This is a genomic window from Uliginosibacterium paludis (assembly GCF_039631355.1).
Taxonomy (GTDB): Bacteria; Pseudomonadota; Gammaproteobacteria; order Burkholderiales; family Rhodocyclaceae; genus Uliginosibacterium; species Uliginosibacterium paludis.
Window position 1 is genome coordinate 546,328 of the sequence record NZ_JBDIVF010000002.1, and the last position, 14,096, is coordinate 560,423.

Annotated in this window: 12 protein-coding genes; 6 read left to right on the top strand and 6 right to left on the bottom strand. The window is 65.3% G+C overall.

The features are described 5' to 3' along the window. Nucleotides 1-60 precede the first annotated feature (60 nt). The gene (locus ABDB87_RS07615; protein WP_345925615.1) at nt 61-1,107 is read left to right on the top strand and encodes an OmpA family protein; all 1,047 of its coding nucleotides are present in this window, start codon (nt 61-63) and stop codon (nt 1,105-1,107) included. A 63-nt stretch (nt 1,108-1,170) separates the two neighbouring features. Here ABDB87_RS07615 and ABDB87_RS07620 read toward each other — a convergent pair whose 3' ends face one another. The 3 genes from ABDB87_RS07620 to ABDB87_RS07630 are packed head-to-tail and all read right to left on the bottom strand — an operon-like array spanning nt 1,171 to nt 3,075. Further along, complete coding sequence (locus tag ABDB87_RS07620; RefSeq protein WP_345925617.1) at nt 1,171-2,145, bottom strand: Gfo/Idh/MocA family protein; 975 nt, start codon at nt 2,143-2,145, stop codon at nt 1,171-1,173. Beyond that, nucleotides 2,142-2,297: a hypothetical protein gene (locus ABDB87_RS07625; RefSeq protein ID WP_345925619.1), complete on the bottom strand. Its 156-nt coding sequence runs from the start codon at nt 2,295-2,297 to the stop codon at nt 2,142-2,144. Before ABDB87_RS07625 ends, ABDB87_RS07620 begins: the two co-directional genes overlap by 4 nt. A gap of 49 nt (nt 2,298-2,346) precedes the next feature. Further along, nucleotides 2,347-3,075, bottom strand: coding sequence for an LOG family protein (locus ABDB87_RS07630; RefSeq protein WP_345925620.1), 729 nt, complete (start codon nt 3,073-3,075; stop codon nt 2,347-2,349). Nucleotides 3,076-3,231: 156 nt separating this feature from the next. Here ABDB87_RS07630 and polA point away from each other — a divergent pair, with 156 nt between their 5' ends. The 3 genes from polA to ABDB87_RS07645 all read left to right on the top strand — a co-directional run bounded on the left by polA (nt 3,232) and on the right by ABDB87_RS07645 (nt 8,078). Then, on the top strand, nt 3,232-6,012 hold the full coding sequence (gene polA / locus ABDB87_RS07635; protein ID WP_345925621.1) for a DNA polymerase I: 2,781 nt from the start codon (nt 3,232-3,234) through the stop codon (nt 6,010-6,012). Between the two features lie 258 nt (nt 6,013-6,270). Continuing rightward, nucleotides 6,271-6,804: an REP-associated tyrosine transposase gene (locus ABDB87_RS07640; RefSeq protein WP_345925623.1), complete on the top strand. Its 534-nt coding sequence runs from the start codon at nt 6,271-6,273 to the stop codon at nt 6,802-6,804. 197 nt (nt 6,805-7,001) lie between these two features. Further along, a complete protein-coding gene (locus ABDB87_RS07645; protein ID WP_345925625.1) occupies nt 7,002-8,078 on the top strand; it encodes a serine endopeptidase in 1,077 nt (358 codons plus the stop codon). 18 nt (nt 8,079-8,096) lie between these two features. On the opposite strand, the gene ABDB87_RS07650 is transcribed toward ABDB87_RS07645, so the two are convergent. Both ABDB87_RS07650 and ABDB87_RS07655 read right to left on the bottom strand, forming a co-directional pair. Next, nucleotides 8,097-9,050 carry a sensor domain-containing diguanylate cyclase gene (locus ABDB87_RS07650; RefSeq protein WP_345925627.1) on the bottom strand — a complete coding sequence of 318 codons (954 nt, stop codon included), beginning with the start codon at nt 9,048-9,050 and terminating at the stop codon, nt 8,097-8,099. Between the two features lie 234 nt (nt 9,051-9,284). Further along, a complete protein-coding gene (locus ABDB87_RS07655) occupies nt 9,285-11,009 on the bottom strand; it encodes a tannase/feruloyl esterase family alpha/beta hydrolase (protein ID WP_345925628.1) in 1,725 nt (574 codons plus the stop codon). Between the two features lie 449 nt (nt 11,010-11,458). On the opposite strand from ABDB87_RS07655, the gene ABDB87_RS07660 reads away from it, so the two are divergent. Continuing rightward, a complete protein-coding gene (locus ABDB87_RS07660) occupies nt 11,459-11,923 on the top strand; it encodes an Lrp/AsnC family transcriptional regulator (RefSeq protein WP_345925629.1) in 465 nt (154 codons plus the stop codon). A gap of 219 nt (nt 11,924-12,142) precedes the next feature. Continuing rightward, on the top strand, nt 12,143-13,537 hold the full coding sequence (locus ABDB87_RS07665) for a pectate lyase family protein (RefSeq protein ID WP_345925631.1): 1,395 nt from the start codon (nt 12,143-12,145) through the stop codon (nt 13,535-13,537). A gap of 72 nt (nt 13,538-13,609) precedes the next feature. Here ABDB87_RS07665 and ABDB87_RS07670 read toward each other — a convergent pair whose 3' ends face one another. Then, nucleotides 13,610-14,062 carry a DUF441 domain-containing protein gene (locus ABDB87_RS07670; protein WP_345925633.1) on the bottom strand — a complete coding sequence of 151 codons (453 nt, stop codon included), beginning with the start codon at nt 14,060-14,062 and terminating at the stop codon, nt 13,610-13,612. Nucleotides 14,063-14,096 lie beyond the last annotated feature (34 nt).

Below are 14,096 nucleotides of genomic sequence, written 5' to 3' on the forward strand. Positions count from 1 at the left end.
GTCCGGCCGCTCCGCTGCGGCGCTGGCCCCCGACTTGCCCATCGAACAGAAGAGGTCACCATGAACAGACGCGCAAGCAAGAAACTCCATGCCATCGTGATTCCGGTACTTGTTTCGGCGGGGTTTGCCGCCGGCCCGGCGCAGGCGCAGACCGCCTACAACCCGTCGTGGTACATCGCGCCGGGGCTCAATGCCACTTGGCCGGATGACGACTTCAAGCAGCCCACGAATGGCGGCGGCTTCAATCTGCGCGTCGGCAAGCCGATCGCCCCCTCCTGGGACCTGCAGCTCGGCACCACCTACTCCCACGCCTGGGACGGCGGCAACCAGTATCGTCAGAACACCCTCGGCGCGGATGCGCTGTACATGTTCTCGCGCAGTCGCTTCCGCCCCTTCCTGCTGGCGGGTGCCGGCGCGCAGTACGACCGCATCCAGCGCAACGGCCTCAAGGAATCCGGCACCTCTCCCTATGTGAATGTGGGCGTGGGCGCGCAATATCTGATCAATGACCGGCTCAGCGTGCAGGCCGACTACCGCCTGATGCATGCCTATGTTCAGCCGCGCGGCTACGGCTTCTCGCGCGCCAACACGAAGATGGCGACCGTGGCGCTGACCTACGCCTTCGACAAGCCGGCTCCCGCACCCGCCCCGCAGCCGGTCGCCGCGGTCGAGCCGCCTCCGGTGCAGGTTGCTCCCCCGCCTCCGCCGCCCGCACCGGCCCCGCGCTTCGAGCGCACCACGATGTCTGCGACCGAGCTGTTCGATTTCGACAGTGCCCGGTTGAAATCCTCGCAACCGAAGCTCGACGAGATCGCCGCAGCGATCAAGGCGAATCCGGATGTCGGGACGGTAGACATCATCGGCTACACCGACAGGCTGGGCTCGGAGAAGTACAACCTCAAGCTCTCGCAGCAGCGGGCTGATGCAGTGAAGGCCTATCTGGCCGGGCTGGGCGTGCCGCCCGATCGGCTCAACGCGACCGGCCGGGGCGAGGCGGATCCGGTGGTCACCTGCAACGAGCGCAATCGCGCGGCGCTGATCCGCTGCCTCGAGCCCAACCGCCGGGTCGAAGTGGAAGACATCGTCGTGCAGCGCCGCGTGCAGTAAGCCGCGTCCGCCAAATGAAACGGCCAGCCCGAGGGCTGGCCTTTTGCTGCGTTCGGCGCGCCTTCAGCGACCGAGAATGCGGTCGATCACGGCGTCGGTGCGCGCTGCGCTCTCGCCGGTGGAGAGCGGTTCGGCGCGGCCCAGCAGGCAGTCGACCACGTTCTGGATCAGCGGCTGCTGCACATGCGCCGGGTTCGCGATCGCGAAAGCTTCGCTGCCGGCGGCGGTGATCAGCTGCACCGGGCTTTCGTCAAAGGTCGAGAACACCAGCCGGCCGGTTTCGCCAACGATCTCGCAGCGATCGAGCTTGTCCGGCGCGGCAAAGCACCAGCTGGCGCTGCCGATCACGCCGGAGGCGCAGCGGAAGCTCGCGCTGACCGTGTCTTCCACCCGCGCGCCGGGCAGATGGCTGGCGAAATAGCCCTGCACATCGGTGATCGGGCCGAACAGCGCATCGATGAAATCGAGCTGGTGCGAACCCATGTCCACGAAACGGCCGCCGCCGGCAATTGCCGGATCCACGCGCCAAGGCTGCGTTGTCGGGTCAAGGTCTTCCGCTGCGGGCGGCTGGTGCAGCACCAGATTCACATAGCGCACCGCGCCGATGGCGCCTGCCGCCAGCAGCTCGTGCACCTTCACGAAGCGTGGCATCGCGCGGCGGTAATAGGCGGTGAAGAGCGGCACGCCGGCCTGCCTGAAGGCTTCGATCATCTCGAGGCTCTCGGCGTGACCCATGGACATCGGCTTTTCCACATAGCAGGGCTTGCCGGCCGCCGCGCAGAGCAGGGCCAGCGGCTTGTGCGAGGCCGGCGGCGTGGCCACGTAGACCGCGTCCACTTCCGGATCATTGATCAGCGCTTGCGCCTCGTCATACCAGCGCGGCACGCCATGGCGCTTTGCATAGTCGGCGGCGAGTTCGCCATTGCGGCGCATCACTGCGACCAGCTGCGAGCCCTCTGCCTTCTGGAAACCCGGGCCGCTCTTGACTTCGGTGACTTCTCCGCATCCGAGGATGCCCCAGCGTACTGTCTTGCTCATTGAGGGTCTTTCTGTTCTTGTGAGGGGGAAATAGGGATGCCGCGTGCCGCCATCAATGCCAGCACGCCGGCCGGAATGGGCCGGCAGCCACAGGCCGCGGCATGCGCGAGGTGCCAGGCGATGCGCTGTTCGCCCGAGGCCTTCGCGGGCATGCGGTGGGCTGCATGCCATTCGCGGTTTAGGCCGGCCATGATTGCGTGCTCAGAGGTTGAGCATCAGCTCGTGTTCGTCCGGCAGATCCTTGAAGCCGCGACGCTCGTAGTGGCTGAAGATCGCCGCGACGATCTCTTCGGGCTCGTCGATGATCTGGATAAGGTCCATGTCGGCCGGATTGATCATCTTCTCGCGCACCAGGGTGTCGCGGAACCAGTCGACCAGGCCAGCCCAGAATTCGCGGCAGACCAGGATCACCGGAATCTTGCGGCCCTTGCCGGTCTGGATCAGGGTCAGCGCTTCCATCACTTCATCCAGGGTGCCGAAGCCGCCGGGCATCACCACATAGGCCTGGGCAAAGCGCACGAACATCACCTTGCGCGGGAAGAAATGGCGGAAGGTCTGCGAGATGTCCTGGAAGGCGTTGCCGCTCTGCTCGTGCGGCAGCTGGATGTTGAGCCCGACCGACAGGCCCTTGCCGTGGAAAGCGCCCTTGTTGGCGGCTTCCATGATGCCGGGGCCGCCGCCCGAGATCACCGAGAAGCCTGAATCCGACAGCAGGCGGGCGATGCGCTCGGTCAGCTGGTAGTAGGGATGGTCGGGCTTGGTGCGGGCCGAGCCGAAGATGCTCACGGCGGGGCGGATGGGCTTGAGCCGCTCAGTCGCCTCGACGAACTCTGACATAATCCCGAAGATCCGCCAGGCCTCGCGGGCCAGCTCGCCCTGTTCGTTGATCGAGGGGGCCTTGAAGGGCGGCAGCTTGTTCTTTGCGCTCATGGTTTTCCTGTTCTGACAGTGAGGCCGGTCCTGAAAGCCCGCTGTGATGCGGGCGGCGGACCAGGCCGGCTCCGGCTCAAGGCTCCATACTGCGTTCAAGCCGTGTCGCGAGGCAAGTGCGCCCGCCCGAATTTAAACCTTCCGCCGAATTCCGCCATGTCCAGACTCCTCCTTGTTGACGGCTCCAGCTACCTTTTCCGCGCCTTTCATGCGCTGCCCGACCTGCGCAACAAGGCGGGCGAGCCGACCGGTGCGCTGCGCGGCGTGCTGAGCATGTTGCTGCCCCTGCGCACCAGCGTTGGCGCCACGCATGCCGTTTGCGTTTTCGACGCCAAGGGCAAGACTTTCCGCAACGACTGGTATCCCGAATACAAGGCCACCCGCAAGCCCACGCCGGAAGACCTGATTCCGCAGATCGAGCCGATCCAGACCTGCACCCGCGCGCTGGGCTGGCCGGTGATCGTGGAGCCCGGCGTGGAGGCCGATGACGTGATCGGCACGCTGACCCGTCAGGCCGTCGAGCGCGGCTTCGAGGTCATCATCTCCACCGGCGACAAGGACATGGCCCAGCTGGTGCAGCCCGGCGTCACGCTGATGAACACCATGACCGGCGAAACGCTCGATATCGAGGGCGTGCGCGAGAAATTCGGCGTGCCGCCCGAGCGCATCGTCGATTACCTCACGCTGATGGGCGACGCGGTCGACAACGTGCCCGGCGTCGAGAAATGCGGCCCCAAGACCGCCGTGAAATGGCTCTCCGAATACGGTTCGCTCGACAACATCATCGCCCATGCCGACAGCATCAAGGGCGTGGTGGGCGATAACCTGAGGAAGGCACTGGACTTCATTCCGATGGGTCGCAAGCTCGTCACCATCGTGACCGATGTGCCGCTGAATGAGACGCTCGATGAACTCACCTGGCGCGAGCCGGACACCGCCACGCTGATCGAGCATTACACCCGCTGGGAATTCCGGAGCTGGCTGCGCGCACTGCAGGCCGAAGCCGCGCCGTTGCCCGCATCGGGTGAGCAGGGCGGCCTGTTTGCCGAAGCCGCCCGAAGCGCATCCGTATCTGCCGTGGCTGCCGTGACGCACGAGCAAGCGGAAGCCGTCGAACGCAGTGCCGCGCATCGCGAGGCCTACGAATGCATCCTCACCCGAGATGCCCTCGACAAATGGATCGCGAAAATCAGCGCCGCCTCGCTGACCGCCTTTGACACCGAAACCGACAGTCTCGACCCGATGCTGGCGCAGATCGTCGGCATGAGCTTCTGCGTCACGCCGGGTGAAGCCGCCTACCTGCCGCTCGCCCATCGCGGACCCGGCGTGGCCGAGCAGCTGCCGCTGGCCGAAGTGCTGGCCGCCCTCAAGCCCTGGCTGGAAGACGCGAGCCGCCCGAAGCTCGGCCAGAACCTGAAATATGACATGCACGTACTCGCCAACCAGGGCATCACCCTGCGCGGCGTGGCGGAGGACACCCTGCTCGAATCCGCGGCCTGGGAGAGCGACAAGAACCACGATCTCGACGGCCTCGCCAAGCGCTATACCGATCTCGCCACGCTTTCCTATGCCGACGTCTGCGGCAAGGGTGCCAAGGCCATCAGCTTTGCCGACGTGCCGCTCGAACAGGCCACCGCCTACGGCGCCGAGGATGCCGACGTGACCTTGCGGGTCCACCAGCAGCTCGCCCCGAAGATCGCGGCCGAGCCGGGGCTCACCCGCGTCTATCGCGAGATCGAGTTGCCGGTGCAGGAAGTGCTGTGGGCGATGGAGCGCCAGGGCGTGCTGATCGATGCCGGCCTGCTCGCACAGCAGAGTGATGAGCTCGGCCGCAAGATGCTGGAGATCGAGCAGCAGGCTTATGAAGCCGCCGGCCAGCCCTTCAACCTGAACAGCCCCAAGCAGCTCGGCGAAATCCTCTTCGAACGCCAGAAGCTGCCGATCAAGAAGAAGACCGCGACCGGTGCGCCCTCGACCGATGAGGAAGTGCTCGCCGAACTCGCGCTCGACTACCCGCTGCCGCGCCTGCTGCTCGAATACCGCGGCATGGCCAAGCTCAAGAACACCTATACCGACAAGCTGCCGCGCATGGTCAATCCGGCCACCGGCCGCGTCCACACCAGCTTCTCGCAGACCGGTGCGATCACAGGGCGCCTGGCTTCATCCGAGCCCAATCTGCAGAACATCCCGGTGCGCACTCAAGAGGGCCGCCGGATTCGCCAGGCCTTCGTCGCGCCATCCGGATGGCATATCGTCTCGGCCGACTACTCGCAGATCGAACTGCGCATCATGGCCCACCTCTCGAGCGACGAGCGCCTGCTCGAAGCCTTCGCCCAGGGCGAGGACGTGCACCGCGCTACTGCCGCCGAAGTCTTCGGTGTGTCCAGCGCCGAGGTCAGCAGCGAACAGCGCCGCTATGCCAAGACCATCAACTTCGGCCTCATCTACGGCATGAGCGCCCACGGCCTTGCCCGTTCGCTGGAAATCGAACGCAGCGCCGCGCAAAGCTGGATCGATTGCTACTTCGCCCGCTATCCCGGCGTGGCCCGCTACATGGAAGAAACCCGCGCGAATGCCCGTGCCCAGGGCTATGTCGAAACCGTCTTCGGCCGCCGCCTGATCCTGCCCGAACTCAAGAGCAGCAACGCCGGCCGCCGCCAGGGCGCCGAGCGCGCCGCTATCAACGCGCCCATGCAGGGCACCGCCGCCGATCTGGTGAAGCTCGCCATGCGCAGCGTCTACGACTGGCTGATTCGGGACGGCCTGCAATCGAAACTGTTGCTCCAGGTGCATGACGAACTGATCCTCGAAGTGCCGGAATCGGAGCTGGCCCTGGTGCGCGAAAAGCTGCCGAAGCTGATGGCCGGCGTGGCAGAGTTGAAGGTGCCGCTGCTCGCGGAAGTCGGCGTCGGCGCCAACTGGGACGAAGCCCACTAGAAGGGGAATAAATCTACTGCATGGCCCGATCTCGCGACTGTGCTCCTCGCCGTATTCCCATACGGCTCCGGTGCGCCTCGCGACCTCGAACCGCTCGCGACGATTTCTTCCTCCTTCTAGGCGTGCGTGGTGCACAGGTAGCCCGGATGCAGGCCGCAGGCCGGAATCCGGGGATGGGCGTGGGAAAAGGCCCCGGATTCCGCTTCGCTGCATCCGGGCTACCATGACGCCGGGCTTCCCTTTCGATCCGGGAGAAACATGGTTCTCTATCGAAGGAACTACATCGCAGGCGGAACGTTTTTCTTCACCGTGGCCTTGCGCGATCGGCGCTCGGATCTCTTGCTTCGCCAAGCAGATCTGTTGAAGCAGGCCATTGCCGAAATCAAGGCGAAGCGACCGTTCTCCATTGAAGCGATGGTGGTGATGCCGGAACACCTGCATGCCATCTGGACGCTTCCAGAGGGTGACGCTGATTACTCCGGGCGCTGGCGCGCCATCAAATCAGGTTTTGTGCGCGCCCTGACGAAGCATGGCGTTGAGGTAGCGCGCAATGCACGCGGCGAGGCCGAGGTGTGGCAGCGCCGCTTCTGGGAGCACACCCTCCGGGATGAAAACGATTTCAACCGGCATGTCGATTACATTCATTACAACCCGGTGAAACACGGTTACGTCACTAGCCCGGCGAGCTGGCCGCACTCTTCGATCCATCGCTTCATCGAGCGAGGTGTCATCACCGCTGATTGGGGCGCGAATATGGATTTCGCCGCAGATGATTTTGGTGAAGCGTTGTGATGTGTAGCCTGGATGAAGGCCGCAGGCCGGAATCCGGGGCCTTTTTGCGACGTTCCGATCCCGGATTCCGCTACGCTGCATCCGGGCTACTCTGGACCATCTGAGCGTCGCCAGTATCAGACCGCGTTTTGCCTTACCCCGCCTTGCGAATGGCGGCGTGAAACAAGGCAACTGGATTCAACAATGAGGAGCACCGCATGAGCAAAACCCTGCGTTTGTCCGAGAAGTGGTTTCACCGCGGCCTGTGGCTGGTGGCCTTTCTGTTTGCCTGGTTCCTGATCGGGCTGGGCAGCAGCATCGTGGGCGATCTGCCGCAGGTGGAGGTCCAGCGTTCGCTCGATGATTATCTGGATCCGGCACGCGCGCCGGCGGTGCAGGAGACGATCCGGGTGGCGCAGCAGAAAGCGCGGGAAGCGCAGGAGGCGCTGGATCAGGCACAGCTGCGTTATCAGTCTGCCGAGGCGAGCAATCGCGCCGCGCGCGAAACCTTCGGCAACTGGCTGGCGACCCGCAAGGTCACGGCGCGTCCCGAGCAGGATCAGGAGCTGATTGCGCGCACCCAGCAGCTGGATGATCTGAAGCGGGCCGAGCGCGAGGCGCTGGCCGCAATGGAAGCGCAGCAGCAGTCGGCGCTGGATGCACGCCAGGCCCGCGAGCATGCCGAGCGCGAGCTGCAGGACCTGCAGGACAGCGCCCGCGTCGAGTATGAGCGCGCCCGGCGGGCACAGGAGCTGCGCGTGTTCGGCTACCGCCTGCTGCTGACCTTGCCCCTGCTGGTCGCGGCGGGCTGGCTCTTCGCGAAAAAGCGCAAGACGCCTTCCTGGCCTTTTGTGTGGGGCTTCATCTTCTTCGCGCTGTTTGCCTTCTTCGTGGAGCTGGTGCCTTACCTGCCCAGCTATGGCGGCTATGTGCGCTACATCGTCGGCATCGTGTTGACGGTGGTGGGCGGGCGCTACGCGATCCAGGCGCTGCAGCGCTACCTGGATCAGCAGAAGGCAGCCGAGGCGCAGCCGGCCCAGGCACGCCAGCGCGAGCTGGACTATGACCAGGCACAGGTGCGCATGGCGAAGCACATCTGCCCGGGCTGCGAGCGCGGCGTAGACATGAATGACGGCAAGACCGATTTCTGCCCGCACTGCGGCCTGAGCCTGTATGACCACTGTGTGCGGTGCAATGCCCGCAAGAATGCGTTTGCGCGCTACTGCTTCTCCTGCGGGCTGCCGGCGAAGGCTGTGGCTGCAGATGGCGCGGGCAGCGAGCCGGCGCCGGTGTGAGGTTCGGTCGCAGGCGCTTCAGGCCACGCCCAGCATGATGCGGTTGCGGCCCTCGCGCTTGGCGGCATAGAGCGCGACGTCGGCGGCGGTCAGGAGCACTTCCGGCCGGAGGTCATGCCGGGGGATGACGCCGACCAGGCCGATGCTTGCGGTGAGGGTGGCATGCGGCACGCCTTTGGCACCGCCCTGATGCGAGATGGCCTGGTGCAGGTGTCCGGCGATGTGGTGGGCCATGCCGACTTCGGTGTCGGGCAGGAGCAGGAAGAATTCTTCCCCGCCGACGCGTGCGGCCAGATCGCCGGGGCGCCGCGCATGCCGCCTGATGATGCGCGCCACCGATTTCAGACAGGCGTCTCCGGCCGGGTGGCCGAAGGTGTCGTTGATTTTCTTGAAGTGATCCACGTCGATGCTGAGCAGGCTCAGCGGGCTGTGGCTGCGGCGGCAGCGTGACCAGGCACGGCTCAGCTCCTGGTTGAAGGCGCGCCGGTTGGGCAGCCCGGTCAGCGGGTCATGCAGCGCCAGCGCGGCGACACGCTGCTCCGCCTGTTTGCGGCGGGTGATGTTTTCATGAACGATCACGACGAAGCGGCCCTCGCCGGTGGTCATGCGCGTCGCACGCATCAGGAACCAGCGCTGCGCCGTGGGGCTGTGACAGGGATACTCCACCGTGACAGAGGAGCCGGGCGGGGCGGAGAGCATGTGCTCGACACTCCGGGCCACCCGCTGCGCAATACGGTCTCCCCGTGCCTGGCGGCAGGTCTCGAGATAGTTGCTGCCGAGCCAGTCGGCCCCGGGCGGGATGCCGTTTTCTTCGCCGAAGCGTTGCCATGCGGCATTTACATAGATGATCCGGCCGTCCTCATCGATCACTGAAACCTGCTCTTCCAGCGCGTCGACCAATGCCGCCAGGAAATCGCTCTGCGTTTCAGGGGCTGCCTGGCGCCGGGGCAGGTTTTCAGGTCTGGCGTTCATGACGGGGCGGGGCGAAGTCCGGAAAGGTCGTGCGGCATCAGGAAATGCAGCGGTCGACAATGCACTGCACCGGATTCATTGTTGACGGCAGCACACCCGGCCAACAGCCTGAATACCCCTTTCGACAGTAAGTTCAAACCCGTTGTGAAAATCCGTCAGGCGGCCCTCTCGGGCCGCTGGCGGATTTCGTGCAGCATGCCGGTGAAATACCCGGGCTGAGCGCCGCGGGTGCGATCAGTCCTGAAAGCGGTAGAGGGCGAAAAGGCCGCTGCCGATCCAGGCCGGCAGTGGGCCGGTGAAGAGTGGCGCGCCGGCCTGCTGGCTGGCCGCCTGCAGCGGGTCGCCCCGGCCGCTGTAGCGGGAGACGGCCGGATAGGGATAGACCGGGCGCGACTGCACCGGCGAACGCACCGTCGACGGCGCCATCATGCCGGGGGGCGGGCCGTCGGCGCCGGCCGTGCGTTTGGCGCCGGGTGCGCCGCCGGGCTGGCCGAAGCTGTTGCGCCGGGCGGGGTCGGGCTGGGTGGTGAGAACGGCCCCGGGCGCGATGCCCTGTTCGACCCAGTTCATCATCGGCGTCAGCAGATCCAGCTCGCTCGGGCCTTCGCCGCCGGAGCAATGCGACACGCCCGGCAGCAGGTAGAGCCGCTCGAAGCCCTGCACTACCGTGTCGCCGAGCTGGCCTTTCAGCGCCTCGTGGTAGGCGATGGTGTTGAGCGGCGAGATGTGCGGGTCGCTCCAGCCGTGCCAGAGGATCAGCTTGCGGCCGCTGGCGGCAAAGCGGGCCAGATCTGGATTGGTGGCACCATAGAGCGCGTGGGTCCGGGCGAGGCGGGCAAAGGTGTCACGCGTGAAGGGCAGATCGGCGAGCCGGAAGCTGGCCGGCGGATTGGTCTCGAAGAGCACATGGCGCAGGGCTTCTTCAGCGATCTGGTTGCTGAAGATGCGCTGATCGGCCGCCATCGGTACGAATACGCCGGCCCATTGCAGTTCGGAGCCCGGCTGCGGCCCGCCGGCGGTGAGGCGCTCGCCGCTCTGCGGATCCCGGGGGCCGTCATAGAGCTTGCGTACCACGGCGATCTCGGCAGCGCTGAGGCAGGCGCTGGTATCGGCCTGGGCTGCCGGGCACTGGATGGCGGCCAGGTCTGGCTGACAGAGGCGCGGATCGGCCAGCAGGCCATCGGTCTGGCCATCGAGCGCGTCACATTGCGCAAGCACTGCGCGGTGCAGCACCGGCAGACGGCTCGCGAGCAGGACCGCGCGGCCGTCCGGCCCGGTATTCGCCATCGCCTGCCAGGCGTGATAGAGGCCATTCTGCACACCGAAATTGAGCGCCGCCGCGCCTGCGATGATGCCGTCGAAATCGTCCGGATAGCGCTGCGCCTCCATCAGGGCTTCGCGTCCGCCATCCGAGCAGCCGCTGAAATAGGCATAGGCCTGTGGGCGACCGTAATAGGCGCGGATCAGGGATTTGGCGAGCAGCGCGGTGACGTGCTGGGCGCGATAGGCAAAGTCGCGGCGCAGTCCGGCGTCGTCGCCGAAGCTTGCGTCATTGCCCTGGTGACCCATGTCGGTCGCACCCTGCACGAAACCGCCCGCGGCCAGCGGTGCGCAGCCACCGGCTGCACCCACCTGGCCGGAGATGTTGCCGCACAGACCGCCGCAGCCGATCTGCAGGTAGCGCTGCGTCCAGGTCTTCACCGGCAGCCTGATCCGGAAGCCGATCGCGGGCGCCAGCGTGCCTTCGACCACGCATTGGGCAATGCCCTGCTCATCCTGTTCGGTGGCCTGGCGGATCCGGCTGCCTGCGCCGCCGATGGCTTCAATGTCGAGGCTGGCGAGCGAGGCGCAACTGGTTGTGGCGGCAAGGGTTTCGAGCGGGGCGTTTGAGGCCTGTGCAGGTGAGAGCGGCAGCAGTGCCAGGCACATCAGCAGCAGGGCGAGGGTGGGAGCGCGCATCGGGACGGGTCCGCAGGAAGGGATGCCCTCATCATAGACAGCGAGCTGCCGCGAAATATGAGGCAATTGTGAGCACGGTGTAAAAGCGGTTCAGGGACGGCGCCGGCAGCGCGGCGCGCGGGCGGATCGAGGCCGGGTAGGGTCCGCTGCATGAAAAAGCCACCTGCCGCTGACGGGGATCACGCAGAGGCAGGTGGCTTCGGGTTTCGCGGCTGGCGCTCCTGGTGGGAGCGGGGGCTTCCGGTGGCCTTGTGGGCGTCGGGAAGTCAGCGCATGCAACGCCGGGATGGAGCGTTGGGGCGATCAGGCTACGGGAGAAATCTTACGTCTCTCCGCCCGGCATAGGCTTGCGAAGTGTTTGCAGGAATGCCTTGTTTGCACAGTAATCTGCTTTGATGTGAGGTTTTCAGGGCATAAGATTGCGCATTCATTCCGGATCCCGCCCGCCCATGGAAATCGACCGCTACGACCGCCGCATTCTGGAAGTGCTTCAGCATGAAGGCCGCATCAGCAACCAGGACCTGGCTGCCCGCGTCGGTCTGTCTCCCTCGCCCTGTCTGCGCCGGGTGCGGGCGCTGGAAGAATCGGGCCTGATCACCGGCTATCACGCGGTGCTGGACGCCCGCAAGCTGGGCCTCTCGCTGATCGCGCTGCTGAGCATTTCGATGGATCGCCACACGCCGGAGCGCTTCGAGGCTTTCGAGGCGGCGGTCGGCGCGATTCCCGAGGTGATCGAGTGCCTGCTGATCACCGGCCAGCAATCCGACTATCAGCTCAAGGTGGTCGTGCGGGACATGGATGACTACCAGCGCCTGCTGCTGGAAAAGATCACCCGCATCGAGGGGGTCAGCGGCGTGCACACCAGTTTCGTGCTGCGCCGGGTGGTGAGTCGGGACACCCTGCCGCTCGACTGAGCGCCGGGCCTGCCGGTGCCGGCCGGCATTTCGTCAGTCTCTTCCGACCGCTCGGGGTGAGGCGGCAACCGTCTGTCAGGTAAGTGTAAAGATTATCACCAAAGTCTTAATGGTTAACCCGTATCTTCTGCGCTGTCAGCACGAAGGCATACCCGCAATGCATGACGACGCCCAGACGGCATATTTCTGCAACACCACCCTTTCCCCGGGACATACAGAATGAAGCTCATCAAGACCACCCTTGCCTCGGCCCTCGTGCTGCTGGCAGGCAACGCACTCGCCGCCCGGACCGGCGGTTTCGCCACCACCGACGGTGGTGACCTGCCCGGTGCGCGCCACTTCACGGCCGCCACCTATCAGGAAATCAACGACATCATCACCGCCGCGTCGACCGTGGCGGGCGGTGCCTATCCGCTTGTCATCACCTACACCGGCAATGAAGATGCCGCCATCGCCAAGATCGTGATGGACCACAACCCGGATGCCGCCGGCAACTGTCCGAACCCGCACTGGAGCGAGACCTATCGCCAGGTGCCGGTCACCGGTTACACCGCCGGCCTGACGATCCAGGGGATCGATGGCTCCTCCGGCAACTTCGGGATCACGATGACGAACTCGAGCAATGTCGTCATCCGCAACATGAAACTGGGCGCCCTGGGCGGTGCCGCCAATGATGCCGACCTGCTGCGCGTCGATTCATCGTCCAACATCTGGATCGATCACAACGAGCTGCTCAGCAACAGCCACGAATGCAACGGTTCGCCCGAAGGCGACCTGACTTTCGAAGGCGCGATCGACATCAAGAAAAATTCGCACAACGTCACCGTTTCCTACAACTACATCCACGACCACAAGAAGGTCGGCCTGGATGGCTCCTCGGGCACCGACATTGCCGGCGGCCGCGAGATCACCTTCCACCACAACCTGTACTCGAACGTGAGTCAGCGCCTGCCCCTGCAGCGCGGAGGCTGGACGCACATGTACAACAACCTCTACAGCGGCATCACCGATTCCGGCATCAACGTGCGCCGCGAGGGCTACACCCTGATCGAGCGCAACTGGTTCGAAGACTCGGTGAACCCGGTGGTCTGCCGTTATGACACCACGCTGTGCGGCTGGTGGGATCTGCGCAACAACAACGTGACCAGCCCGGCCGACTTCGCCCGCTACGGCATCACCTGGACCCCCAATGACGGCATCAACACGATTACCGCCATCGAGTGGAAGACCACCGCCGTGTTCCCGAAGACGCTGCCCTATCTCTATGAAACGGTCAGCCCGCAATGCGTGAAGAACAAGCTGCGCAAGTACGCCGGCGTGGGCAAGCAGCTCAAGCAGCTCACCCCGGTGGCCTGCCTCGGCAAGGATGACGACGAGCCCGAGCTGCATGACGCCAGCGCACCGGCGGGTGACTACATGGCGAACTACACCAAGTGCGCCGACGCAGGCGAGACCTGCAAGGTCAAGAGCGGTGCAGGCTGGGTGGCTTTCGGTCGCAAGGGCAAGTGGGTCACGAAGTACATCGGCACCGGTCATTCGGTGCGTTGTACGGCGGCCAGCTTCGGCGCTGACCCCGGCGGCAACCCGAACAAGTGTTCCTACCGCGTCTACTGATCGCGTCAGGACACCTGCATGAAAAAGCCCCGCTGGCCTCGCCGGCGGGGCTTTTCATTTGCGTGGCGCGGATTACTTCAGGCGCAGCAGGCCCACGATCAGCGCAACCATGCCGCCCGCAATCAGCGGGCCGACCGCCAGACCCTTGAAGAAACAGACACCGATCAGTGTGCCGACCATCAGCGCGGTCACGATCTCCGGCGAGCCCTGCATGTAGCTCACGCCTTGCCCGGCAATCCAGGCCACGGCGAGCCCGACCGCCACGGCAATCACGCCCGCGGGCGAGCGGAAGGCATTGCCCAGCCCGATCAGGTCGATCTTGCCTGCCGCCAGTGGCGCCAGCACCGCGGCTGTCAGGATGATCACGCCGACGTTGAGACCGTGGTTCTCCACCACACCCAGCCAGCTGCCCAGGCCCAGCAGTTTCAGCAGGAGCAGCGCGGCCGCCGCAATCGCGACCGAGCTGTTGTTGCCGATCACCGAGAGGGCCAGGACCAGCAGCAGGGGAAGATTCTCGAAATTCATGGAGTCGGGGCAGCGAAGGCGGCAGGGCAGCGCA

Excerpts from the sequence above, each read along its gene's own strand:
- ABDB87_RS07615 (WP_345925615.1), top strand. The coding sequence starts at position 61 with ATGAACAGACGCGCAAGCAAGAAACTCCATGCCATCGTGATTCCGGTA.
- ABDB87_RS07620 (WP_345925617.1), bottom strand. The coding sequence starts at position 2,145 with ATGAGCAAGACAGTACGCTGGGGCATCCTCGGATGCGGAGAAGTCACC.
- ABDB87_RS07625 (WP_345925619.1), bottom strand. The coding sequence starts at position 2,297 with ATGCCCGCGAAGGCCTCGGGCGAACAGCGCATCGCCTGGCACCTCGCG.
- ABDB87_RS07630 (WP_345925620.1), bottom strand. The coding sequence starts at position 3,075 with ATGAGCGCAAAGAACAAGCTGCCGCCCTTCAAGGCCCCCTCGATCAAC.
- polA (WP_345925621.1), top strand. The coding sequence starts at position 3,232 with ATGTCCAGACTCCTCCTTGTTGACGGCTCCAGCTACCTTTTCCGCGCC.
- ABDB87_RS07640 (WP_345925623.1), top strand. The coding sequence starts at position 6,271 with ATGGTTCTCTATCGAAGGAACTACATCGCAGGCGGAACGTTTTTCTTC.
- ABDB87_RS07645 (WP_345925625.1), top strand. The coding sequence starts at position 7,002 with ATGAGCAAAACCCTGCGTTTGTCCGAGAAGTGGTTTCACCGCGGCCTG.
- ABDB87_RS07650 (WP_345925627.1), bottom strand. The coding sequence starts at position 9,050 with ATGAACGCCAGACCTGAAAACCTGCCCCGGCGCCAGGCAGCCCCTGAA.
- ABDB87_RS07655 (WP_345925628.1), bottom strand. The coding sequence starts at position 11,009 with ATGCGCGCTCCCACCCTCGCCCTGCTGCTGATGTGCCTGGCACTGCTG.
- ABDB87_RS07660 (WP_345925629.1), top strand. The coding sequence starts at position 11,459 with ATGGAAATCGACCGCTACGACCGCCGCATTCTGGAAGTGCTTCAGCAT.
- ABDB87_RS07665 (WP_345925631.1), top strand. The coding sequence starts at position 12,143 with ATGAAGCTCATCAAGACCACCCTTGCCTCGGCCCTCGTGCTGCTGGCA.
- ABDB87_RS07670 (WP_345925633.1), bottom strand. The coding sequence starts at position 14,062 with ATGAATTTCGAGAATCTTCCCCTGCTGCTGGTCCTGGCCCTCTCGGTG.